The following is a 23,305-nucleotide window of genomic DNA, read 5'->3' on the forward strand; positions in this document are numbered from 1 at the left end:
CGGATGAAGAGAATCCTGATAACGGGCTCTAACGGGCTTTTGGGGCAAAAGCTTGCAGAACTTTTATTACCCCGGACAAGCATTGAGATGCTGGCGACAAGCCGGGGCGAAAATAAGCTTGCTGCTATAATGCCCACACTGCCGTTCAGAAGTATGGACGTAACAGACCCGGAACAGATCGAAAAAGTAGTAAGTGATTTTCGGCCGACGCACATTATTCATACTGCTGCCATGACAAACGTAGACCAGTGCGAAACGGACCGTGAGGGTGCGGTTATACTTAACCGCGATGCGGTACAGTACCTGATAGACGCCTGCGAAAAGTATAATGTACACTTGGTGCACGTATCCACTGACTTTATTTTTGACGGTGAAAACGGGCCTTATGATGAGCAGGCAACTCCAAACCCGGTAAACTTTTATGGCGAAACTAAGCTGATGGCCGAAGAACTTGTGAAGCAAGCAAAATGTAAGTGGGCCATCCTGCGTACGGTTCTTGTTTTTGGAGTTGCTCATGATTATGGTCGTACCAATATCGTGCTATGGGTGCGCGATAGCTTGCAGGCCGGCAAAGTTATTAAAGTAGTAACCGACCAGTTCAGAACGCCGACGCTGGCAGAAGACCTGGCCATGGGCTGCTGGCTGGCAGTGGAGCACGATGCAGAGGGGATATACAATATCTCCGGCAAAGAGATGCTGACACCGTACGACATGGCGATGCAGGTAGCGGAATATTTCGCACTCGATAAGTCATTGATTGATAAAGCAAATGCTTCTACTTTTACCCAACCTGCCAAACGGCCGCCGCGCACAGGTTTTAACATACGGAAGGCCGAAGAAGAGTTAGGATTCAGACCTCACAGCTTTATGGAAGGAATACGAATGGTGGCCGACCAGGCTTAAGCCATCAACCCTACTGCTGATAGTTGAAAAGTGCCCTGAGTATCAGCACAAATATTAAAAATATCTGATTTTTAATGCCGTGGATTTGTGTATTGTTTAAATTGTTTCTTTAAATTTCAGATTATTACGACCTAAACTAAACTAATACCAAAACTAAACTAATTACTTCTACCTTATTTTATGAGTGCTAACAAAGAATCGTGGGGCTCACGCGTGGGTCTCATTCTGGCTATGGCCGGTAACGCTGTTGGGCTCGGTAACTTCCTTAGGTTTCCGGTGCAGGCAGTGCAAAACGGTGGTGGCGCCTTTATTATCCCTTACCTCGTCTGTTTCTTAGTAATGGGTATCCCTTTGTTGTGGATCGAGTGGTCAATGGGCCGCTTCGGAGGTAAGTTCGGACACCATTCAACTCCGTTTATTGTAGATACCATGCACAAAAACCGCCTTTGGAAATACATTGGCGTATTTGGTATCTGGACAAATATAGCGGTAGCGTCATATTACTGCTACCTGGAGTCCTGGACACTTTCTTATGTGGTTCACTCCCTGCTGGGCAGCTTTAGCGGATTAGATCAGGATGGCGTTTCTGCTTTCTTCAATGAGTACGTTAGCCTGGGTAGATCAACGCTTGGTATTCCATTTGAGCCTATTGTATTCTTTGTACTTTGCTTATTGCTCAATACCTGGATCCTTTCTCAGGGCCTTGCAAAAGGTGTAGAACGTGTTGCTAAGATCGGTATGCCAATGCTGATCGTATTTGGTGCTTTCCTTGCATACAAAGGTTTCACGATCAGCGCAGGTGAGAACGGCGCTATCAACGACAGCTCTGTAGGCCTTAACTTCCTCTGGACACCAAATTATTCACAACTGTGGTCGCCGAATGTATGGCTGGCCGCTGCAGGTCAGATTTTCTTTACCCTTTCTGTGGGTATGGGTACGGTGCATTGCTACGCTTCTTATGTTCGCTCTAATGATGATATTGCTCTAAACGCTATGTCAGCCGGATGGATGAACGAATTTGTGGAAGTAGTACTGGGTGGTGCTATCCTGATACCTATTTCTATTGGCTACCTGGGCATCGACCGTGTTACGGAACTGGTGCAGAGCGGTGGTCTTGGCCTTGGTTTCCGAACCTTGCCTTACTTGTTCTACCAGTGGGGTGATGTGTTAGGGGCTGTTGCCGGTTTTATGTGGTTCGGTCTTCTTTTCTTTGCCGGTATCACTTCGTCTCTGGCCATGGGTACACCTTGGATCGGATTCCTGCAGGATGAGTTTAACTGGCGCCGTAAATCAGCTGCTTGGTCATTCGGTCTTATCGTGTTTTTACTTGGAATGCCAACTGTGCTGTTCTTTAAGTATGGCGTGTTTGACGAGTATGACTATTGGGCAGGAACAGTATCGCTGGTAGTGTTTGCGTTATTTGAGTCTATTCTGTTTGCCTGGGTATTCGGCATGGACAAAGGCTGGCGTGAGATCACAACAGGTGCAGATATTAAAGTTCCGGGTATTTACCGCTTCATCATTAAGTTTATCACACCGTTGCTCTTACTGTGGGTATTCGTTGGATCGCTGGTAACACCAAAAGGCGGAGACTGGGGCAAAGCGTTCTCTGGCGACTGGATCCTGGACGATAGTTCTATCATCAACAAAATAAAGAATTCAAGTTTAGAGCGCCAGCTGGCTGAAGCTACTGACCCGTCTGTGATCACGCAGCTGCAGGATACACTGTTCTTTGTAAACGCTTCGCGTATACTGCTAGTGGCCGTATTCCTGAGCATTGCGCTGTTGGTATACATTGCCTATAAAAAGAGAGTTAGAGAAGGAAAGATCTAAGATACCATGAATACATCAGCACTGATTATCATGCTCACCACCATGACACTGGTGACAGGATTAATGATATATTTCTTTATGAGAGTGGTAAACACACCACCTAAACCTGAACCAGACTCGTATCTGGATAACGATGATGAGCCTGATCGTCAGGTTCCGAATCCATAAAAAGAATAAATGAAAAGAATCAGGTACTGGATCCGGCGTTACTTTGCTTTTTCACAACGTGAGGTAAACGGGTTTCTGTGGCTGATAAGTATAATGGTGCTACTTACGGTAGCACCATTTCTTTTTAATAAGCTGTATCAACCCAGGCTATCAGATAATACCCTGGCCGACATTCAGGAGTTGGATAGCCTTGTGGCATTGCTCGAAACAAAGCAGCCAGATGCAGGATCGCGAAAGGCTTTCTTTACCTTAACTGATAACCTGCGCCCCTTCAATCCAAATAAGGTAACAGTAGAGGAGTGGCAGGAAATGGGGCTGCCAAAGTTTATGGCACAGCGCATTATGAACTACAGGAATAAAGTAGGTGACTTTACCTACAAGGCAGAGCTAGGTAAAATGTACGGCCTCCCGGATTCCGTTTTTCAGAAGCTTTATCCCTATATTCAACTGCCCACGGAGCGCCCCGCAAAGTATGGCCGCAATCAGGGTATAGCAGCATCAAATAATGTACCCAGGCCAGAGTGGGCTAAACGCGCCAAAGAGAGGTTTATACTTGTCCCCTTCAGCATCAACACAGCAGATACCGCACAGTTAAAACAGATCAGGGGCATTGGCAGCAAACTGTCAGCACGCATTATAAAGTACAGAAATAGTTTGGGCGGCTTTACTGATATCAGCCAGCTAAAAGAAGTGTATGGCTTACAGCCGGAAGTAGTGGACAGCCTGAAGAAGTATACTTTTGTACCTAAAGCTATCAACCTGAACCAGCTTAGCCTGAACACAGCAACATCTGAGCAGTTGAAGACACACCCTTATATCTCGTCAAACATAGCCAGGGCTATTGTGTCTTACCGTGAGCAGCACGGGAATTATGAACACGTGGAGGATGTGCAACAAGTGAAGCTGATAAGTGCTGAGCTATTCAACAAATTGAAACCTTATCTTACTCTGTAGCATACGTTTTTCTTTCCTTTTCGTGCTAACTTGCTACCCTGGCAAGACTACCGCCAACGATTCTTCGTTAACGGGGCAGGCACTATGAAAAACATCCTTAAAAACTACCGACGCAGACTTCTCAATCTTGGCTCTGGCAACAGGGCTTTGGTATTGCTCCGCCTGTCCCGGGAATTGCACATGGATGTTGAGTCGCTTGATTTTTTAGGAGGCACGCCTGCTTTTACAGTAATTGAACATGTGCTTGCCGGTAAAAAAAGAATACCGCTTTGCCCGTATGCCGATAGCCGGCATGCCCCTGTGGCTCCCGCCAGCAGACGGCTGCGGTACATCAGGCGAAAAGCTGACATGATTTTTGAGGAGCGAGGCAGCAGAGAACTTTACCTGGGCTGGCCATTCGTTCACGGCAGGTTCTCTGACGGAACAGCTGTTCGTTGCCCGCTGCTCTTCTTCCCGGTTACCTTACAGGTAAGCGCAACCCAGGATTGGGAACTAGTACCGGACATGGCACAGCAGCCGCAATTTAACCAAAGCTTCCTGCTGGCCTACGCGCATTATATGGGCACTGCGCTAGCTGAAGAGCTCACAGAACTTGACCTGAGCACCCTGCCACAGCACCCCCTGGAGTTCCGGACAAAGATATACGAACTGCTAAAGGAGCATCAGCTAATCGTAAATGCAGGAAGAGATTTTTTTGCTGATAAACTGAAGCCTTTCCGGGAGTTTAAAAAAGCGGAGTATGTAGACGCGTTAAAGCCAGGCCAACTATACCTGGAGCAGGAGGCAGTGCTGGGCATATTTCCGCAGGCCGCATCGTATTTACTGGCTGATTATGATACGCTGCTGGAGCGCGAGGACCTGAAGGAGATGGAGGATCTTTTTGATACTTCAGCCCAACATTTACTAACCAGTAACACACAGGCACAGCAAACTTTTACTGCCTTTGCCATGGATGCCTCTCAGGAGCTGGCACTGCAGGCGGTGAAGCAAGGAAAGTCTTTGGTAGTGCAGGGGCCACCGGGTACGGGTAAGTCTCAGTTGATATGCAACCTTGTGTCAGACTTTACGGCAAGGGGCAAGAAAGTGCTGGTTGTGAGCCAGAAACGGGCAGCGCTGGATGTGGTGTATAAGCGGCTATCTCAACAGGGGATGGGTACTTTTGCTGCATTAGTGCATGATATTAATACGGACAGAAAACCAGTATTCGCCAAACTACAGCACCAGGTAGAGCAATTAGACGAGTATAAAAAACAGAACCTTGCTTTAAACAGCATATACACTGACAGGGTGTTTTTGGAAGCTAGCCGTGGCATTAACCGTAGTATAGAAAAGCTGGAGGAATTCAAAAATGCGCTGTTTGATACGAGCAGGTGTGGGTGGTCGGCTAAAGAGCTGTACCTGCGCTGTAACCCTAACGCACCGCATGTTAGTCTGACATCTCAATTTAAAGAAATCACCTCCGGTACACTTCCTGATTTCTTGCCTCGTATGAAGCTGTACCTGCAGCAGGCCATGCAGTTCTCGCATAAGGATTTCGCCTGGCGCGATCGCGTGAGTATGAAGGGGTATAGCTGGCAGCAGCGGCAACAACTGGAAAAAGTAATCAGTGCTCTGCCTGCAGAATATACAGCATGGCAGAAACAGGTAAGCGAACAGAGTGGTTTTGTATTTCAGTTGGTAAACCTGGATAAGTATGCTGCTGCAATAAAGAGTTTAGGTGAGATCAAAGCGGTACTGCAACAGGAGAGTGTGTTGGCTGAAGTGCAGCAGCTAATACAAAAGCAGGTAAGTATAAAAGACCTGCAACAGCATGTGCAGGAGCTGAAACAGTTATACCTGGTTTGTCCTGCACCTGATGACGCTATCCCCGCCTCAGACCTTGGGCGCGTAAGAGTAGCTTTAATAAAGTATGAACAGCAGCAAGGGCAGCTCCTGAAACGTATTGGCTGGGCTTTCTCTGATGATAAAAAAGTGCTGAAACAGGCATTGGCAAAATATCAGTTGGAGCTTAACGCAAAAGGTCTGGGCGAGTTAGAGCGTCGTCTGGATTTACGGCAACAGGCAGAGGAGTTGATGCAAAAGATCAATGCTGTGGTAGAACAGTCCTTGTCTATTAGTGATCTTCCTGCACAGGCACTACAAAAATTGCACGTTGTGGAGCAGGCACTGGAGGCGCTGAGGCGGTTACGGAAGCTGCACCGGGAGAAGGTTTTGAATGAAAAAACATTGCAGCGCAAAGATTTGCCAGAACTGCTGCAAGGTCTGTTACATAGTATAGAACAGCTAAACCTGGCTGCCAAAAACTGGCACCAGTGGTTAACACAAGCGCAGGTGCAGCGGATAATAGAGGATAAGCAGTTTAAGGATGCCTTGCTGCAGGAGTTGCCCCTCTATTTTGAGAAACTGGTAGCTTTTGATGGGGTTAAGGATAACTTTTCAGCGTCTGAATTACAACTCACAGAGTTGCTGCTACAGCAACGTGTTGGTACTGCCGAGGAGGGTGCAGGCCTGTTTCTGAACAGCCTGTACCTGGCATGGCTGCATGAGCTTGAGACCCAAAGCCCGGTGCTCCGGATGCCTAGTAACGGAGAACTGGAGCAGTTGGAGCAGGAGCTGCAGAGGCTATTGCAGGAGAAGCAGAGGTTGAGCCAGGAGATTGTGCTATCGCGTTTGCGGGAGCAAACTTACCGTAACCTGGAGCTTAACCGCCTTGGTAACACTGTTACGTATCGCAGGCTATACGCCCAGGTTATCAAGAAGCGAAGTCTATATCCTATCCGCAAACTTTTTGATCTGTTTTCAGAGGAGATACTAAGACTGGTGCCTTGCTGGCTGGCATCCCCTGAAACTGTTTCGGCTGTGTTGCCACTGAAGGCCTGCTTCGACCTGGTGATATTTGACGAAGCCTCGCAGTGCTTTGCAGAAACAGGGATACCAGCCATGCTGCGAGGCAAGCAACTTGTAGTAGCCGGAGATCAGCAGCAGCTGCAACCTTCAGATCTGTATCGCACGCGCTGGGTCGGAGAAAATAAGGAGGAGGTTGAGGAGCTTTCGGCGGAGTCGCTGCTGCAGCTGTGCAGTTTATACCTGCCTCAAACTATGCTCACGCAGCATTACCGCAGTCGTTACCCTGAATTGATCGAATTCTCGAATAGGCATTTTTACCGACAGAAGCTGGAACTGATCCCGGATTTGCACAATGCCAATGACAGGCAGCCAGCTATACAATTTGTAAAGGTGCATGGGCTGTGGCAGCACAATACAAACCTGCCAGAAGCAGAAAAAGTAGTTGAGCTGGTTCTGGAGCAGTTGCAGGCCGGCCAGCAGGAAGTGGGCGTAATTACGTTTAATTATAGCCAGCAGATGCTGGTACAGGATCTGCTGGAGGAGAAAGCAACCGGGCAGAACATTGTTTTGCCGGCAACTGTTCTGGTCAAAAATATCGAGAACATACAGGGAGATGAGAAAGACGTGATCATACTTTCTGTGGGGTATGCGCCGGATGAGCAAGGGAGGTTGAACATGCAGTTTGGCAGTTTAAACCAGGCAGGTGGCGAAAATAGGCTGAATGTGGCAGTAACGCGTGCAAAGCAACAGGTGTTTGTTGTTAGCAGTATCCGGGCAGAGCAATTGCAGGTTGAACAGGCACTGCACCCGGGGCCTAAGCTTTTGAAGGAGTATTTGTTATATGCCCAGCAGGTAAGCCGCAGGTATTTTCAGTATCAGCCAAAGCAGGAAAGTATGCCTACGCAGGTACCGTTGCTAAAAGAAGAACTTGAAAAATTAGTGCCTGCACTTAAACAGGAAGTACCGTTTGCAGATCTGACGGTAATGGAAAACGGAAAGTATAAAGGGGTGGTGCTAACGGATGATGACCTGTTTTATAACCAGCTGACCGTGCGCCATTCATATGCTGACCTGCCCAAGTTGCTACAACTCCGCCACTGGCCATACCAACGCGTGTATAGCCGGCAGTTCTGGGAGAACAGGAAAGCTTTTCTCACAGGTATCCTATAGGCCAGGTGCCGCAAAATACTCCAGAGCTTATTTGAGTCACTTCATTGACAATCACTGCCACTCAACCTTAGCGCAAGCAGAAGAGTATGTGCTATGAGTACGGATAAAATACCAGCACCCAACTCAAGTAAAACCTATGCTTATTAAGCTATTTACTATTTATGTTTACCTGCAAAGCACCTTTTGTGGCTGCGGATCCGAAAAAAGGAGCAGTGGTTTCGAAAAGCCTGACGTTAAGTATAAGATAGAGAGAATTGGCCGGTTAGATGATAGTGTGCTGGAGAGTTCTGGGCTTGCCCATGCCCCTGATAGTGCCTTCTGGACCCACAGTGATGGTGATAACCCGGCACAGCTCTATAAGGTGACACTCAAAGGGAAGCTGCTTCAAACGCTGCCCCTGGAACTGCAAAATACAGACTGGGAAGAACTTGCAGAAGACCCTGAGTACCTCTACATCGGTGATTTTGGCAATAACATGAATAGCAGACGCGACTTGCGCATCTACAAGCTTAATAAATCAACTTATAACCTGTCCGGGACAATTGATTTTGCTTTTGAAGATCAGGTGAAGTTTCCACCGGGTGAAAATGAACTTGATTTTGACCTGGAAGCTTTTTTCTATCACCAGGATTCACTTTACCTTTTCACAAAAAGCCGGAGCAAAGCAAAAAAGCTGAAGCTCTATGTGTTACCTGCAGCCCCGGGCCACTACACTGCCAGGTTAAAAGAGCAACTAGCTGTAAAGGCAATGGTAACTGCAGCCGACATATCTCCCGCAGGAGACCAGTTTGCCATACTTGGTTACGGCAGGTTATATCTGTTCAGAGTACAGAATGGAGAAATCGACCTGCGTGGCCGGCATTCCTGTATACCACTTAGCCGTACGGGGCAAGCAGAAGCTATACTTTACACAGCACCGGATCAGCTGCTGATAACAAATGAAAACGGGAAGATATTTAGAGTGACGCTGTCAAAACGATGATGCATGATGTGCTTACTGTGGCGCTGAATCCGGCTTACCTGCTACGTTTATAAAGATAGGGAGGAGGCCGTAAAAGGTTCGTATTTCGCTGCTTCGCCACTTTACCCATCATCAATATAAAATTAGACGTAGTAAGTAATATAGAACTCAACCGAAATAAAACTATGCACACAACGATATTAGTAACAGGCGCAACAGGAAATGTTGGCCGAGAGGTAGTAACACAACTGGCAGTGATCGATGGAGATTTACGCGTGCGTGCTGGGGTGCACTCCCTGATAAAAGGAGAGAACCTGAAGCGGCTGCCTGATGTGGAAATTGTTGAAATCGATTTTAAGAACAGGGAATCATTACATGCCGCGTTTACACACGTAGATAAACTTTTTTTGATCACGCCCTTCGCGGAAGACCAGATAGAAATGGCGAAAATTCTGGTAGATGAGGCTAAAAAAACAGGAGTAAAGCATATTGTGAAGCTATCTGCCATGGGTGCAGATGCTGAGCCCGGAATCCAACTGGGCCGGTGGCACCGTGAAATTGAAAAGTATATTGAAGAAAGTGGCATTGCCTATACTTTTCTGAGGCCTGCTTTATTCATGCAAAACCTTGAAAACTTCAATTCAGAAAGCATTAAGAAAGAAGGTAAATTTTATATGTCGACAGGTGATGGCGAGATAGGCTATATAGATACCCGTGATATTGCCGCTGCAGCAGTGGAAGTGCTTACGAGCGAAGGGCACGAAGGTAAATCTTATGACCTAACAGGTCCTGAAGCACTCTCTAACTATGATGTGGCACAAATAATGACCGAAGTATTGGGCAGAAAGGTTAGTTATGTGGATGTACCAGAGGAGAATGCCAGAGAAGCCATGAAACAACAAGGGATGCCAGAAAAGCTTGCGGATGCCTTACTTGAATTACATGGGGTATACCGATCAGGATATTCTAATGAAGTGAACGATGAAGTACAGAGCTTGATCGGGCGTAAACCACACTCATTTCGCCAGTTTATGATGGACTATAAAGATTGCTTTATGTAAGCCCTAGGTAGATAATTACAGCTAAAGAAACCTTACCAACACAAAAGAGCCACTCCATTATGGAGTGGCTCTTTTGTGTTGGTAAGGAAACTAAAAGTTAGTCTCTGTCCATGTTGCGGTAACGGTCGCTTCTGCGACTTTCATAGCGATTTCTGTCCTGATCGGAACCATGTTCGCCCTGGCTACCGTAGCCTCTGAAGTTTTCACGTGAGGTAGAGCCGCGGTTATCGCTGTAGTAAGATGTGCCGCTGTCCATGGAGCCATAACGGCTTTGATCGCCGCCTCGTCCTCCTTGTCCGTAGCCACCTGAGCTATACCCGCCCTGATTAGAAGAGCCTGAACCGTAACCGTATCCGCCACTCATGCCGCGGCTATAGTTGCTGTCGCCGTAGCCGCCTCTATCTCTGTCTCTATCTCTATCTCTATCTCTGTCATGGCTTCTATCACCGTAGCTGCTTCTTGAGCCATAACCGCCTTGGCCATAATCGCTGCCTTGTGAGCCGTATCTGGAAGAACGGTACTCATCATTATAAGAGCCGCCTTGTGAGCCATAACCGCCCTGACCGCCATAACCACCTTGCATAGAACTTTGTGAATCCCAGCCTCTCTGAGAACCACGGTTGTCGCGGTCATATTCACTCATACCTCTTGACGAGCCGTAGCCCATTGAGCCATAACGGTCTCTGTCGCCGTAGCCGCCTTGCATGTTGCTTCTGCCAGATCCGGAACCAGACATGCTGGAACCGTACCCTTGCTGGCCGCTGGATCCTTGTCTTCCCTGGCTACCATAGCCAGATGAGCCACCATAGTTGCCTTGCTCATATCCGCCTTGATAGTCGCCGCGGCGCTGGCCATAATCGCCCTGTCCGTAATTCTGCTGATATACGCCCTGAGTTGAAGAACCGTAGCTACCTCTTGAACCATAGCCGCCCTGGCTGCCATACTCTTGAGATGCAGATCCATAGTTCGACTGTGACCCGTAATTACCTTGCGAGCCATAGCCACCCTGGTTGCTTTGCTGGTTGTAGCGGCCCATGCCACCCTGGTCGTTCATTACACCGTAGCCGCCCTGCATGTCGCCTTCACGGTCCTGGTAACCTCCTTGCATGCCACCTCTGCTTCCATACATGTCATTAGAAGAGTCTTGCGCACGCATTCGGTTGCCTTCCATGCCGCCCTGGTTACCATAGTTATACCCACCTTGCGATGAGCCATAGCTACCAGACATGCCTTGTGATGAACCTGAACCATAGCCACTCTGCATTCCCTGGCCTCTGCCCATATCCTGAGAAGAGGAACCGTAGTTGCCTTGTCCGCCATAGTTGCCAGACTGTGAGCCATAGCCATAACCGCCCTGGCTGCTATATTCGTTGTTTTGGCTTGATCCCTGGAATTCGCGCTCTGAGCCACTGCTCATAGAACCGTAGCTGCCATATTCGGAGCGTTGGCCTGTGTCGGAGCCTCTGCTGCTTTGTTGCCCGGAAGTAGTACTTCCAGAGGATTTGCCTGTTTTAGAATCTGTTGTTTTGCTCTCTTTTTTAGAAGAGCCAGCTTTTGCTTTTGTAGTTGAGGATTTTGATCCTGTAGTAGAAGCTGATGTTTTGCTACTGCCGCTCTTTGATGAGGAACCTGTAGAGCCACTTGAAGAACTTGAGCCGCTGCTGCTGCCTGTAGTTCCTGATGAACTGGATAATGAAGAAGGTGAATTCGAGGAATCACCCGATGATAAGTTTGATGATTGGTTTGAACTTTGATTTTTCTCAGTGTCTTTCATAGTTCTGATCTCCTTGTTTATAGTTAAAATTAAGTTTGTTGCGTTGCCCCACACACGTAACCACAGGGGCTGCAGATGTGGATTTTATTTTGTTGCTGTTAAGCCAAAAATGTGAGTAAAAATTTTGTTTTTAGGTGTAACAGAACGTTTTAGCTATACGAACCTGATGAAACATGGTTATTGCTATATTGCTCTGTTAACGTGTAAGGCCGAAAGGCACTGAGTAAGACGGGCTTTGCTGGAAGTACTGCTTCGGGAAAGCAAAAAAGGAGCAGATTAAGTGCGTAACTGGTTGAAGATGTACTGGTTAATATTTTTTTGTGATTTGTAGTAATATTGAAAGATATATGTACCTTTGCCACATTATTAAAAATTTTTATCGTAATGAAGACAGGTAAAGTAAAATTCTACAACGTATCAAAAGGTTTCGGTTTCATCGTTGCTGATGACACTAATCAGGACATCTTTGTGCACCAGACTGGTTTGGTACACGAAATCCGTGAGAACGACCGTGTTTCTTTTGAGGTTAAGGATGGCAAAAAAGGATTGAATGCAATAAACGTAGAGAAAATCTAAGTTTAAAATATACCAGCCGCAAGGCACCATTCATCTGTTTTAACCCGCTCATTTACTGAGCGGGTTTTTTATTTCCGGATTTTGCTTATTCGCTCTTCTCCACGTTGCGTTCTTCACCTTTCTCCAAACCCTCCTGTATCATCTCTTTTGCCTCCTGCTTTTCTTCCTGATCAGCAACCGGGTGCTTCTGTTGCTGCTCACGCTCTGGCTCATAGTTAAGCGTTATGGCAATCGGAAAATGGTCAGAGCCAAACTTCTCCAGCCTTCTCAGCGAGACTAACCTGAACTCCTGGTCATAAAAAACATGATCGAGCGGATAGCGGAAGAGTGGTATCTGGGCATTATAGGTGTTGAAGAAGCCGCGTCCGACCCGTGGGTCGATCATGCCGCTGATCTGTTTAAAGAGATTTGTAGTCTTTGACCAGGCTACATCGTTCAGGTCTCCGGCTACAACGCTGGGGTATTTTGTTTTCTTTGCTTCTTTAGCCACTAGGAGTAGTTCTGCTTCGCGTGTCTCCGTGTTTTTCAGGAGGCGCGGTGGTTGAGGGTGCACCGTAAACAGATCAATTTTATCTCCGCTTGGCAGTTCCACTACAGTATAAAAAGAAGGTATGCCATCTTCCACCAAAAATCGCACCTCACTGTTATGGAGTTTAAACTTACTCCATAAAAGCATGCCGTAGGTATTCTCAAGAGGTTTTTTGATAGAATATGGAAATTTGTTCTCAAAATCCTTTCGCACGCTCTCGTACCAGGCATTGTTGGGCTCATTCATAATGAGCATGTCAGGATTCTCTTTCAGAACCAGTTTTCTGAATTTTTCATATTCCTTGTTCACCATCCGCACGTTTGCAATCATTAGGGTAAACGCATTTTCAGGATGAGCTTTCTTTGTTTTCAGGGCTTCCGGCTTAACAATAGGAGTAAAGTTAAAAACATAGCGGACCTCATTGATAATGGCAGCTATCCAAACAATGATCATGGCAATTTCGGCTGTGCCATCTACACTATAAAAAGTATAGTAGGCCAGTAAAACTATGGTAAGCAGAATAGCTACATGAAAACGTGGAAAATCAAGTATCCTTATCCACCACAGAGGAGTTCTGATGATTGGTAAAAAGGAAAATAGGGTGAATATAAAACCTAGTATTATAAGAGCGGTTTTCATGCTGTATGGTGCTGTTTTACATTAAGGCGTGGTAACTCATACTATAGCAGCAAACGTTTTGTTGCTGCTATATTTGTTTACGAGTTCTTTACAGCAGAGATAGGCTGATAGCAGTATAATGTAAAAAGTCCCTGTGCTAAACTAGCAAAGGGACTTTTTACATTATTTTATGAGGGCTACTTTGTTGCCTTGTCTTTGGCAACCCGTACCCCTACAGCTAAGATGTCAGGTAACGGATCGCGGCGCATATACTGGGTGAGCTTCAGTTTATACTTGCCTGGCTTTTTAAATTTTACATTATTAATTGCCAGTGCCTGCAGGTCATAAATATCACTTGAGCCTTTGCCTAAGGGCTTACCGGTTTTGGCGTCCATCAGCAGCATCTCATGTAACTTGGAAGACAGCTGAACGCTGTCCGGCCCGATCAGCTGGTGACGCAGGTATAGGTTATAGTAGTCGTACTGCAGGTTGTAGCGCACATTGAAGAAGATATCATACGTTTCTGTTGTGTCCTGAATCTCAAACTCAAATGCAGGTACATTCTCTATATACCAGTTGCCTTCCGGAAGTTCAATGTTTTGCTCATAAAGCCTTGCCTGATCGCAGCCAGAAAAGAGCAGTAGTAAAGCTACTGCCCACATACCTATTACTTTATGCATTGTTCTGCGGTGGTTTGTTTCCCTGATCAGGTTTTTTACCCCTAAAAGGCTTTCTCGATCTTTTCTTCTGCTGCTTTTGCTCCGGGTTACCTGTGTTGTCCTGAGCAGGTGCCTGTCCTTCGGGTCTGGCAGCTTTAGGAGGTCGGGGTGCTCTTTCTTCACGCTGCTCCCTGTTATCTCGTGGCGGCCTGCTCTCACGTACTTCTCTTGGCTCACGCTGCTCGCGAGGAGGTCTGTTTTCCCGCTCTTCTCTACCTTTGTTCTTATTTTTAAATGGTTTTTGTCTGCGTGGCTTTGTTCCTTGTTCCCCGCTTTTCTCTTCCGTAGCCTCAGGCCTGCGCTCTGGCCTTGCTTGTGCTTGCTTTGGAGCTTCGGCACGTTCTGGCTGTACACCTGCTACGGGCTTTTTCTTTTTCTTCTTTTTCTTCTTTTTGTTTTTGAACTTATCATCCAGGCGCTCCAGGCTACCCTCAACCTGAGCCACAAATTCATTCTGCTTTGGTTCTTCCTGTGGTACCAGCAGCAAGGAATCTACGGCAACACCTTTTGCATTTTGCTCCAGAATTTCCTGAACACGCTCCACCGGAACGGCATACCAGTTATTATCTCCTTTGTATCCAAACCACATCATCCTTTTAAAGATGTCTGTCTTTTGCAGAATAGCATCGCCCTGTTGCGTGTGCAGCGGGCGGTTTACGGTAGGGATGTCCTTCAGGGCATCCATGTAAGTTTCCAACTCATAGTTAAGGCAACATTTAAGTCGCCCGCACTGGCCGGAAAGCTTACTAGGGTTAAGCGAAAGGTTCTGGTAACGCGCTGCAGTAGTCGAAACACTCTTAAAATCGGTGAGCCAGGTAGAGCAGCACAGTTCACGACCACATGAGCCGATGCCACCTAAGCGGCCTGCTTCATGCCGAAGGCTGATCTGGCGCATCTCGATACGTATTTTAAATTCCTCTGCCAGCTTCCTGATCAGGTCACGGAAATCAACACGATCGTCGGCGGAGTAATAAAAAGTAGCCTTTGTTTTATCTGCCTGGTACTCTACATCCGAGAGTTTCATTCTGAGGCCCAGCTGCTGAATTATCTCGCGGGCACGGTACATGGTGCTGCCCTCCAGGTCGCGTACTTCCTGAAACTTTTCCATGTCCTTCTCATTAGCTATGCGGTAGATGGTACGGATCTCTTCGTTATTATCCACCTTCTTTTTCATCATCTGCAGGCGAACAAGTTCTCCTTTCAGTGATACATAGCCAATATGATGGCCATTAGGCACATCTACAACTACAGGGTCGCCAGTTGTGAGGTCAATTCTACTTACATTCCGGAAAAAGTCTTTGCGACCTCCCTTGAATCTTATTTCTACAATATCAAACTCCTCAAACGATACAGGTAAATCCATATCACTGAGCCAATCAAACACATTTAAACGATTGCAGCCTCCTGTGCTGCACCCGCCGTTGCTTTTGCAGCCACCAACGCTGGTGCCACATCCGCCACTAGAACATGAACTACATCCCACTTTTATATCTCCTTATTTAGCACGGGGCTATTCTTGTTTTCAATTTAGTTAAGCGCTTGCTTAAAAAGCTTTCCTTTGCAGTACAAATGATCTTAAGAAACAACTCTTTCCCTTTAGTCTTTTAAGGTATAACCAAGTGGGTAAAAGGTGTCTTGTCAGATCCATTTACATGCAAGCTTCGCCTGCGAGGGCGAAATTTAAGCAGGCTGTAAGTAACAAATATACTAATTTTTTAGGCTTTTGCTTTTGCAGCTCCTAAAAGTACAATGTTGCTAACGACAGTTATTCATTTTTGGTGCCGCAGCCTCTTGCAAAGCATCGTCAACTCTCAAGTTACGAAAAATAGAATTGATTGAGGTGAGGGTAAAAATTAAAGTATAATTTTAGGAGATGCTTCGGAAGTTACTGTCACATGCGGCAATATATGGGTTAGCGGCACAAGTGCCCCGATTGGCAGGTATACTTACGTTGCCTGTCATAACCCAGTACCTTAGCACCCTGGATTATGGCGTAGCAGGCGTCGTAACTGCCTATGTTGTAGCACTGAATGCGGTTCAGTCGTTGGGGCTATCAGTGGTAATGGTAAACAGCTTTGCGAAGCATCCTACCAGGTATAAATGGGTCTGGAGGCAACTGCATGGTTTCCTTTCTGTCTGGTCTGTGGTTTTTGGCTTCTTTCTGGCAGCAGTTTTATGGTGGGCGATACCTGCCGAAGCTGTTGAGCATCGTTGGCTGATCATTTTGTTGCAGGTGCTGCCGGTAATGTTTCTGGGGGTTACTGAGTTTCAGGCAATGTTTCTGTACCAGCTGTCACAGCGGCCTTTCCCGGTGGCGCTTCGGTCTTTTGCAGTAGGATTAACAACTGTCGGGCTAAATATTTTTACCATCGCTTACTTAAAGATGGGGTATATGGGGTGGTTCTACGCCAACTTCTTCGGTAGCATTGTGGGATTTATACTTTATGCTTACCCTTTTTACCAGCGGGAGAGGATGTGGCCGATCTTTAATTTCAGGTGGTGGCGTATTAAACAGTCGCTGCGGGTGGCACTACCCATTATACCGCATCACTTTTCCTTCTTTCTGCTGGACTCTTCGGACAAGCTTGTAATGGATGTGCTACGGGTGCCGGTACAGCGCATCGGTTTGTATAACATCGCATCTAGCTTCGGTTTATACTTTATGGCTGCTTCAAACTCCATTGTTCAGGCGGCTTCCCCGTTCTACATGCAATACCTGGGGCAGGCCGGCAACCCCCAGAGTGACCGCAAAGCGCGGGATCTGACTTTTGCATTACAGGCACTTTTTCTGGTTATCACGTTTCTGCTCTGTTTGTGGTTAAAGGAAATCTTTATACTCCTGATCCGGAATGAGGAACTGCGCAAGGCATACCCGCTGGCCATTATTATACTGATGGGTTATAACTACAAGCCAATGTATTTAGGGGCCACAAATCAGTTGGTATACCGTGAGTTTACAAAGGTGCTCTGGAAAATTTCGACTGTGGCGGGTGTCGGGAACGTGCTGCTGAACCTGCTCTTTGTACCCATATTCGGTATTCAAGCGGCTGCTTTTACAACTTTTGCCGCACTCATGTATATGGGTTACTCTGGTTATCTGCTTAAAGAATACAAGCAGGTATCGAAGGTGAATTACTACCCTTGGCTATGGCTTCCGCTTACCATATTGGCATTGCTTGCAGCGTATTTTCTGGTAGAGGCCAACTACTTTATAAAAGCAGCTTTAAGTGTAATGACAGGAGGAGTGGGAATACTTGTATTTTTGAAATACAATAAGTTACTGCATTAAGTATTCTGCAGTGCAGAATACAAATGACCGTTAGTCTTGTTTTTATGTGGAGTGTTAACCGTGTGGGAGTGTGATATTCTTTTAAAATTCTTTATCCGGCATCCTTCAGGAAAGCTACTGGCCATACAAACCACTCCATGCTTTTACAAAAAAAATAAGGGCGTTATCCAAAGTAACGGATAACGCCCTTATTCACAAAGTATACTTTTTTCTTACGGCTTCAGGACTACCTTCACACAATTGTCTTTTTTGTTTTTGAAGATCTCATACCCATAGGGTGCCTGTTCGAGTGGTAAAGTATGCGTAATGATGTCATGTAACGTAACCTTACCCTCCTGCACCAGCTTCATCAGGTGATCGATGTACGTATGCACCGGAGCCTGGGTGCCCATAATTGTGATCCCTTTATCGAACCACCTGTATATTGGGAAGTTATCGAAAGCGGAGCCATAAACACCCACTACACTTACAATACCAACACGCCTTACGGCTCTTAAACAGGTTTCCAGAACTTTTGGTGTACCTTTTTCCATATTTATAACAGCTTTTGCCTTATCTAAAAAGCTGCGGTCTGCTTCCATACCTACGGCATCGATACATACATCAGCGCCACGGCCTTCTGTCATGCCCCGGATCTCTTCTACTACCTGGTCCTGGTCTTTCCAAAGTATGGTTTCGGAGTTGGCTGCTTTTTTAACCATGTCCAGGCGGTATTGTTGTACATCCACGTTAACAACTCTGCCTGCACCCATCAGCCAGGCAGATTTTGCAGCCATTATGCCTACCGGTCCGGCACCGAAAATGGCAACTGTTTCACCGCCCTTTATCTTGCCCCAATCGGCAGCTGCCCATCCTGTCGGGAAAATGTCAGTTAAAAAGAGCACCTGCTCATCTGTGAGTTCATCAGGCACAATACGTGGGCCGTAATCAGCGTAGGGTACTCTTACATATTCCGCCTGGCCACCTCTATAGCCGCCATATAGGTCGGTGTAACCAAATAAGGCAGCCCCTTTCTGTGACAAAAAGGCTCCGTCCGGACCATAATTCTTATTGGAGTTCTCACATTGTGTAGGCCAGTCGTGGTTACAGAAGTAGCAGGTTCCGCAGGCAATCGGGAAAGGAACAACCACACGATCACCTACCTTCAGGTTTTTTACAGCAGGTCCCACTTCTTCGACTATACCCATAAATTCATGGCCTACAACCATATCTTTCATCTGTGGGATAAAGCCATCTAAAATGTGCAGGTCAGAACCGCAGATTGCGGTAGAGGTTACTCGGATAACAGCATCACGCGGATCTTCTATGCGAGGGTCATCAACAGTGTCAACGCTAACGTCGTTTATTTTGTGAAATACTAGTGCTTTCATAGCTTATTATAAATTGGATTAGTTCTGGCTTTTTTAATAGCCTTTGGAATAAAAGTTATTAACGGGTTTATTTGTAAGGAGTTATATATAGAGAGAGTACTTTGGGAGGAATACCCGTAATAACATGGTAGAACTTTTATACTTTTAAGCGTAGCGTTTTAAAGCCTTTAATGTGAACAATGAATCCACTTAGACTAACTACTTTAAAAGAGCAGGATATGCCTGTTTTAAGGCAGACATTTCTGGAAGCCTTTGCTGATTACCTGGTACCAATTAAACTAAGTGCTGAGCAGTTTGCGGTAAAGCGGAAACGGGAAGGAGTTGAACCTGCGTTTTGTGTGGTAGCTTTTGATGGGCCAAAAATGGTCGGGTTTATTATAACCGGATTAGGTGAGTGGAAAGGAAAACCTACAGCTTATAACGCAGGCACAGGCGTAATTCCTGCATATAGAAATCAGAAACTGACTCAGAAGCTGTATGACTACCTGATTCAGAAGCTGAAGGAATGTAGTATTGAGCAGTGTTTATTAGAAGTGATCCAAGAAAATACACCAGCGCTTAAAAGTTATCAGCATGTTGGCCTTGCCATTACCCGTTCCCTGGATTGTTTCCGGGCTCTGAAAAATGATCTTTTGCTACAAGCGCCGGCCCCTGAAACGCTACGTATTGCAAAAGCGGGTAAACCTGCTTGGGGTGCCTATCAAGAGTGGTGGGACATGATGCCGACATGGCAGAACTCGGTAAATGCCGTAAAACGTACCCTGAAGGATGTTATAATTCTGGAAGCCTGGACCGAGGGAGAAACACCTGTCGGTTATATCATCTTTTACCCTAAGTCGGGAAGCATTGTACAATTTGCTGTGGATAACAGACACCGAGGCAGTGGTATAGGTTCAGCTTTATTACGTGAAGCAGTAAAACTGACGGAGACTACTCACCTGCTACTGATCAATGTTGACACAGTTGCAACTGGCTTCAGCGCATTTATAAAACGGCGCCATTTCCAGCTTTTCCTGAGTCAATACGAAATGCTGATGCCTCTAAGCTGATTAAAGTTCGCTTATGCAAAGTCAGTAAGCTTATCGGTTACTTGTTTTGTCTGATTTTTTAAAAAGGCCGCGGCTGCAAGCATTACCAAAAACAGGAGCAGGTAGGCTGCTGCAAGTACCCAGGTACTTTGATGGTTTGCATCGGCTACAGACTCTATGGACAGCATGTTCACTGAAAAATAATACACTATGTTTGCCGCCCAATGGATACCCAATGTAAGCCACAGCGATTTAGTAAGTTGAATGGCAGTAGCTAATACAAGGCCAAGAATGAATAAATAAGTCAGAACAGCAGGGTGGTCTGATAGGCGCCAGATATGGTTGAGTACATAAACTGTGGCAGAAAAAATTACCCAGGTATAAGCCGGCATACGCTTGCCCAGATGCCTGAACAGGTAGCCGCGCGTCAGGATATCCTCGGCAAGGGAGGGCCAGAATATCATGAAAAGTATCCACCATATGCCCCGAATAAAAGTGCTGAAAGTAGGTACAGCTGTGATTTTTTCATAACCCAGATGAAGGGAGGCCGCTGTAGATAAGCCAACAAATAAAACTCCAAGTGCAAGCCCCAGCAATAGTTTAACCCACCAGTTTCGGCTCAAAGACAATCCCCAGCTCTTGATTCCCTCCAGGTGCTGTGCCCGGGCAACAAAATGACTTATAACCAGAAAGGTGAGCAAGGTAATGCCGGAAACAGTTAAAGACTGGAAAAACTCGTGGAAGTGATAAACTGCAAGTAGAATAGCAAAGCCTGCTGCAATACTTAAGGCGCTTGTGCGGGCATAAGGAGTGTTGATAGCCATAGTTTTAGATACAGAGAACGCTCGTAAATATAGCTTCTTCATATGATTTTAGCCAGTTGGCAGGCTAATTCTTTAACAGAGAAGTATGTACCTTTGCCCAGGATTTAATTCGGACATATGAATACAGCTTGGGTGTACCTGATCTTAGCAGGGTTATGTGAAATTGGTTGGGCATTTGGCTTAAAGTACAGCGAAGGATTTACGAAGCCAGGCGTAAGCGTGGTAACTGTTGTAGTGATGATATTGAGTTTTGTGCTGTTGTCGCAGGCAATGAAACAGTTGCCACTGGGTACAGCTTATGGTATCTGGACTGGTATTGGTGCGGCAGGAACCGCTATACTAGGCATCGTTTTTTTAGATGAGCCCCGCGATTTGATTCGTATTATTTGCCTGCTATTGATCATCACAGGCGTAGTTGGGTTGAAAGTATTTTCCGGAGTGAAGTAAATGCTTATTTCTGCCACGAATAAACTTCTGCCGTTTTAGGAGTAAATAAATACAAAAGCCCTTCACTTACAATCCCTGATATTATCTGCTTTTGCTCCGGTAGCCAGTAAATCTTCTTTTCTGATGTATAAAGGTTAAGAAAATGAAGTTTATTGTCCTTTACATAGTATATGTCATTATCTAGAAAACCAATGAAGTTAAGGCCGGCCACGGGGATTTTCTTTTTGTAATTACCCAGGTTGTCGAACACGAAAATGCCATTAGCATCCAGCAGGTATACCATATTCTGATACTCCCGTAGCAGTTTTACATTGAACCGCTCCTTATCTAGTATAAGGTTGAGAGGTGTTTCTATGGTTGTCTTTCTGAGTTGAAGATCCAGTTTGCTTAATGTGAGGTTCGTTTCATCAAATAGCCAGAAATTATCATCTGATGCCAATGATGCTACTTTGGCAGTTCCCTGATAGTTCAGGTCTGTCAGGTTAGTGCTTACAATGGGGCGTAAAAATCTGTCGAGCAGCAGCAGCTCTTGCCTGTCCTGGTAAAAAAGCAGGATCTTCATCGGGTTCCAGGCATCAATGCCACTGATGCGGCCACGTGTAGGCGGGGAGTAGTTCCCCAAAGGCCGGCCCAGCGGATCGAGGCGGAGCAGGTTTCTGTTGGGGCCTAGAAAGTAAATGTTGCCATTCCGGTCTTTGGAAACAGTGCCGGGAGAATTGATAGCTACACTGTGGCTGTAGGCTAGCTGCGGCACTAAAAGTGTGTCCTGCGCCTGAACCGATGTACTGAGCAGGGCAAGCAGAAGTACAAATAAGTAACTTTTAGCCTTCAAAAGGCTTAAGCTCAAAGTTCTTTCCGTCATACACACCATAAGTGCAAAAATTAACCCATTCTCCCAGATTTATATAGCGGCTTTTATCTCCGATAGGTAAATCAAGGGGGAGGTGCCGGTGGCCAAAAATATAATAATCATGGTGCTGCTTGTCCTGTACATCATTGCAGTACTGCACCAGCCACTCATCATCTCCTAAAAAAGACTCATCTTTTTTTACATTGCTGATACGGCTTCTCCTGGACCATGAATTTGCTACACCAATACCCAGATTAGGATGTAGCCGGGCAAACAGCCACTGGCATGCCTTATTATTAAACACCTTTTTAAGGAGTTTGTAAGTATGGTCGCCGGGGCCAAGACCGTCGCCGTGCCCAATGTAAAAAGTTTTGGCACCGATGTGGGTAGAGATCGGGTCGCGAAGTATAGGGATGTTTAGCTCCTCGGTAAAGTAGTCAAACATCCACATGTCGTGGTTGCCCGTGAAAAAGAGAACAGGAATGCCTGAGTCTGTCAGTTCGGCAAGCTTACCCTGTAGCCTGGCAAAACCTTTGGGAATGGCATGTTTGTACTCAAACCAGAAATCAAAGATATCACCTAAAAGCAAAATGGCAGCAGCATCCTGCCGCGCCATTTCCAGCCATCGTACAATCTTTTTTTCTCTCTCTTTACTAGTCTTAGCGTCGGGTACTCCTAAATGAAAATCGGAAGCGAAATATACTTTTTTCCCCGGCTCCAGTTCGTTAATGCGGAATGTCATCAATCAGGAATAGTACGAGCTGTTTAGGGCCATGGGCCCCCATTACTAATGTTTTTTCAATGTCGGCAGTGCGGCTTGGGCCACTTACCATCGATACCATAGAAGGGAAGTTATCCTTGTATTTATCACGGATACGCTGCAGCCCATCTTTTATATCGGATACTAGCTGGCTGGCCTTTGCAACAACAATGTGCGTGGCAGGGTAAATGCTTAACCGGCGTCCGCCAGCGTTGGCAGAACTAACCAGAATACTGCCTGTACGGGTAATTAAGGACTCGCAGGTTGTTAAACTCGCTTCCGCATCGCGTACAAAATTGTCCTGATCAGCAGCGTATTCTATACCTGCATGGTGCAGTGCATTTTGCAGGTTAGGCTCCCACACATATAAGTGTTGCAGGTTTTGCTCTTTCTTATAGATAAAAAGCTGATCAAAAAAGTCCTCCTCATTATCGCAGTAAACAAAAACACCGGCGTTCCGGATAAAATTTTCCGCAAAAACGACCGACATGTCTTCGGTAGGTACTACACTGTGCAGAGGTGACGTAAAGTCTGGGGTAGGAGGCAGAAAAGGCGCCGACTTAGCCAGCGCCTCTCTTACTCTTCTTAATACTATTTCTTTTGATTTTGCTTCGTACATGCCTG

At 46.1% G+C, this 23,305-nt stretch carries 20 protein-coding genes; 11 read left to right on the plus strand and 9 right to left on the minus strand.

What is annotated here, in order from left to right; genetic code table 11:
* Positions 1–3 precede the first annotated feature (3 nt).
* The 6 genes from ACSX1A_RS20190 to ACSX1A_RS20215 all read left to right on the plus strand — a co-directional run bounded on the left by ACSX1A_RS20190 (position 4) and on the right by ACSX1A_RS20215 (position 9,897).
* Positions 4–903, plus strand: a complete 900-nt coding sequence (locus tag ACSX1A_RS20190; RefSeq protein WP_439881438.1) for an SDR family oxidoreductase — start codon at positions 4–6, stop codon at positions 901–903.
* Positions 904–1,083: 180 nt separating this feature from the next.
* Positions 1,084–2,736 (plus strand): sodium-dependent transporter, encoded by a 1,653-nt coding sequence (locus ACSX1A_RS20195; protein ID WP_439881439.1) that lies wholly within the window; start codon positions 1,084–1,086, stop codon positions 2,734–2,736.
* Positions 2,737–2,913: 177 nt separating this feature from the next.
* Positions 2,914–3,858: a helix-hairpin-helix domain-containing protein gene (locus ACSX1A_RS20200; RefSeq protein WP_439881440.1), complete on the plus strand. Its 945-nt coding sequence runs from the start codon at positions 2,914–2,916 to the stop codon at positions 3,856–3,858.
* Between the two features lie 84 nt (positions 3,859–3,942).
* Positions 3,943–7,875 carry an AAA domain-containing protein gene (locus ACSX1A_RS20205; protein ID WP_439881441.1) on the plus strand — a complete coding sequence of 1,311 codons (3,933 nt, stop codon included), beginning with the start codon at positions 3,943–3,945 and terminating at the stop codon, positions 7,873–7,875.
* A gap of 136 nt (positions 7,876–8,011) precedes the next feature.
* Positions 8,012–8,857 carry a hypothetical protein gene (locus tag ACSX1A_RS20210; protein ID WP_439881442.1) on the plus strand — a complete coding sequence of 282 codons (846 nt, stop codon included), beginning with the start codon at positions 8,012–8,014 and terminating at the stop codon, positions 8,855–8,857.
* A gap of 164 nt (positions 8,858–9,021) precedes the next feature.
* On the plus strand, positions 9,022–9,897 hold the full coding sequence (locus ACSX1A_RS20215; protein WP_439881443.1) for an SDR family oxidoreductase: 876 nt from the start codon (positions 9,022–9,024) through the stop codon (positions 9,895–9,897).
* 97 nt (positions 9,898–9,994) lie between these two features.
* Here the strand turns inward: ACSX1A_RS20215 and ACSX1A_RS20220 are convergent, their stop codons facing one another.
* Positions 9,995–11,314, minus strand: coding sequence for a hypothetical protein (locus ACSX1A_RS20220; protein WP_439881444.1), 1,320 nt, complete (start codon positions 11,312–11,314; stop codon positions 9,995–9,997).
* A gap of 34 nt (positions 11,315–11,348) precedes the next feature.
* On the opposite strand from ACSX1A_RS20220, the gene ACSX1A_RS20225 reads away from it, so the two are divergent.
* On the plus strand, positions 11,349–11,651 hold the full coding sequence (locus ACSX1A_RS20225) for a hypothetical protein (protein ID WP_439881445.1): 303 nt from the start codon (positions 11,349–11,351) through the stop codon (positions 11,649–11,651).
* Between the two features lie 404 nt (positions 11,652–12,055).
* Positions 12,056–12,247, plus strand: a complete 192-nt coding sequence (locus tag ACSX1A_RS20230; protein WP_187067061.1) for a cold-shock protein — start codon at positions 12,056–12,058, stop codon at positions 12,245–12,247.
* An 85-nt stretch (positions 12,248–12,332) separates the two neighbouring features.
* Here ACSX1A_RS20230 and ACSX1A_RS20235 read toward each other — a convergent pair whose 3' ends face one another.
* The 3 genes from ACSX1A_RS20235 to ricT all read right to left on the minus strand — a co-directional run bounded on the left by ACSX1A_RS20235 (position 12,333) and on the right by ricT (position 15,476).
* Positions 12,333–13,415, minus strand: coding sequence for an endonuclease/exonuclease/phosphatase family protein (locus ACSX1A_RS20235; RefSeq protein ID WP_439881446.1), 1,083 nt, complete (start codon positions 13,413–13,415; stop codon positions 12,333–12,335).
* Positions 13,416–13,591: 176 nt separating this feature from the next.
* Positions 13,592–14,074 carry a gliding motility lipoprotein GldH gene (locus tag ACSX1A_RS20240; protein WP_439881447.1) on the minus strand — a complete coding sequence of 161 codons (483 nt, stop codon included), beginning with the start codon at positions 14,072–14,074 and terminating at the stop codon, positions 13,592–13,594.
* Positions 14,067–15,476 carry a regulatory iron-sulfur-containing complex subunit RicT gene (gene ricT / locus ACSX1A_RS20245; protein WP_439881448.1) on the minus strand — a complete coding sequence of 470 codons (1,410 nt, stop codon included), beginning with the start codon at positions 15,474–15,476 and terminating at the stop codon, positions 14,067–14,069. The genes ACSX1A_RS20240 and ricT overlap by 8 nt, the downstream gene beginning before the upstream one ends.
* A 510-nt stretch (positions 15,477–15,986) precedes the next feature.
* Here ricT and ACSX1A_RS20250 point away from each other — a divergent pair.
* A complete protein-coding gene (locus ACSX1A_RS20250; protein ID WP_439881449.1) occupies positions 15,987–17,402 on the plus strand; it encodes a lipopolysaccharide biosynthesis protein in 1,416 nt (471 codons plus the stop codon).
* A 212-nt stretch (positions 17,403–17,614) separates the two neighbouring features.
* Here ACSX1A_RS20250 and ACSX1A_RS20255 read toward each other — a convergent pair whose 3' ends face one another.
* On the minus strand, positions 17,615–18,772 hold the full coding sequence (locus tag ACSX1A_RS20255; protein ID WP_439881450.1) for a zinc-dependent alcohol dehydrogenase: 1,158 nt from the start codon (positions 18,770–18,772) through the stop codon (positions 17,615–17,617).
* Positions 18,773–18,951: 179 nt separating this feature from the next.
* Here ACSX1A_RS20255 and ACSX1A_RS20260 point away from each other — a divergent pair, with 179 nt between their 5' ends.
* Positions 18,952–19,821 (plus strand): GNAT family N-acetyltransferase, encoded by an 870-nt coding sequence (locus ACSX1A_RS20260; protein WP_439881451.1) that lies wholly within the window; start codon positions 18,952–18,954, stop codon positions 19,819–19,821.
* Between the two features lie 11 nt (positions 19,822–19,832).
* Here the strand turns inward: ACSX1A_RS20260 and ACSX1A_RS20265 are convergent, their stop codons facing one another.
* Positions 19,833–20,624, minus strand: a complete 792-nt coding sequence (locus ACSX1A_RS20265; RefSeq protein WP_439881452.1) for a lysostaphin resistance A-like protein — start codon at positions 20,622–20,624, stop codon at positions 19,833–19,835.
* A gap of 117 nt (positions 20,625–20,741) precedes the next feature.
* On the opposite strand from ACSX1A_RS20265, the gene ACSX1A_RS20270 reads away from it, so the two are divergent.
* A complete protein-coding gene (locus tag ACSX1A_RS20270) occupies positions 20,742–21,071 on the plus strand; it encodes a DMT family transporter (protein WP_439881453.1) in 330 nt (109 codons plus the stop codon).
* Positions 21,072–21,075: 4 nt separating this feature from the next.
* On the opposite strand, the gene ACSX1A_RS20275 is transcribed toward ACSX1A_RS20270, so the two are convergent.
* Genes ACSX1A_RS20275 through ACSX1A_RS20285 form a run of 3 tightly spaced genes read right to left on the minus strand, consistent with a single transcriptional unit; the run spans position 21,076 to position 23,300 of the window.
* Positions 21,076–21,903 (minus strand): hypothetical protein, encoded by an 828-nt coding sequence (locus ACSX1A_RS20275; RefSeq protein WP_439881454.1) that lies wholly within the window; start codon positions 21,901–21,903, stop codon positions 21,076–21,078.
* Positions 21,893–22,663 carry a UDP-2,3-diacylglucosamine diphosphatase gene (locus ACSX1A_RS20280; RefSeq protein ID WP_439881455.1) on the minus strand — a complete coding sequence of 257 codons (771 nt, stop codon included), beginning with the start codon at positions 22,661–22,663 and terminating at the stop codon, positions 21,893–21,895. Before ACSX1A_RS20280 ends, ACSX1A_RS20275 begins: the two co-directional genes overlap by 11 nt.
* Positions 22,647–23,300, minus strand: coding sequence for a LutC/YkgG family protein (locus tag ACSX1A_RS20285; protein ID WP_439881456.1), 654 nt, complete (start codon positions 23,298–23,300; stop codon positions 22,647–22,649). Before ACSX1A_RS20285 ends, ACSX1A_RS20280 begins: the two co-directional genes overlap by 17 nt.
* Positions 23,301–23,305 lie beyond the last annotated feature (5 nt).

This window comes from Pontibacter sp. MBLB2868, from assembly GCF_051904785.1.
Classification (GTDB): Bacteria; Bacteroidota; Bacteroidia; order Cytophagales; family Hymenobacteraceae; genus Pontibacter.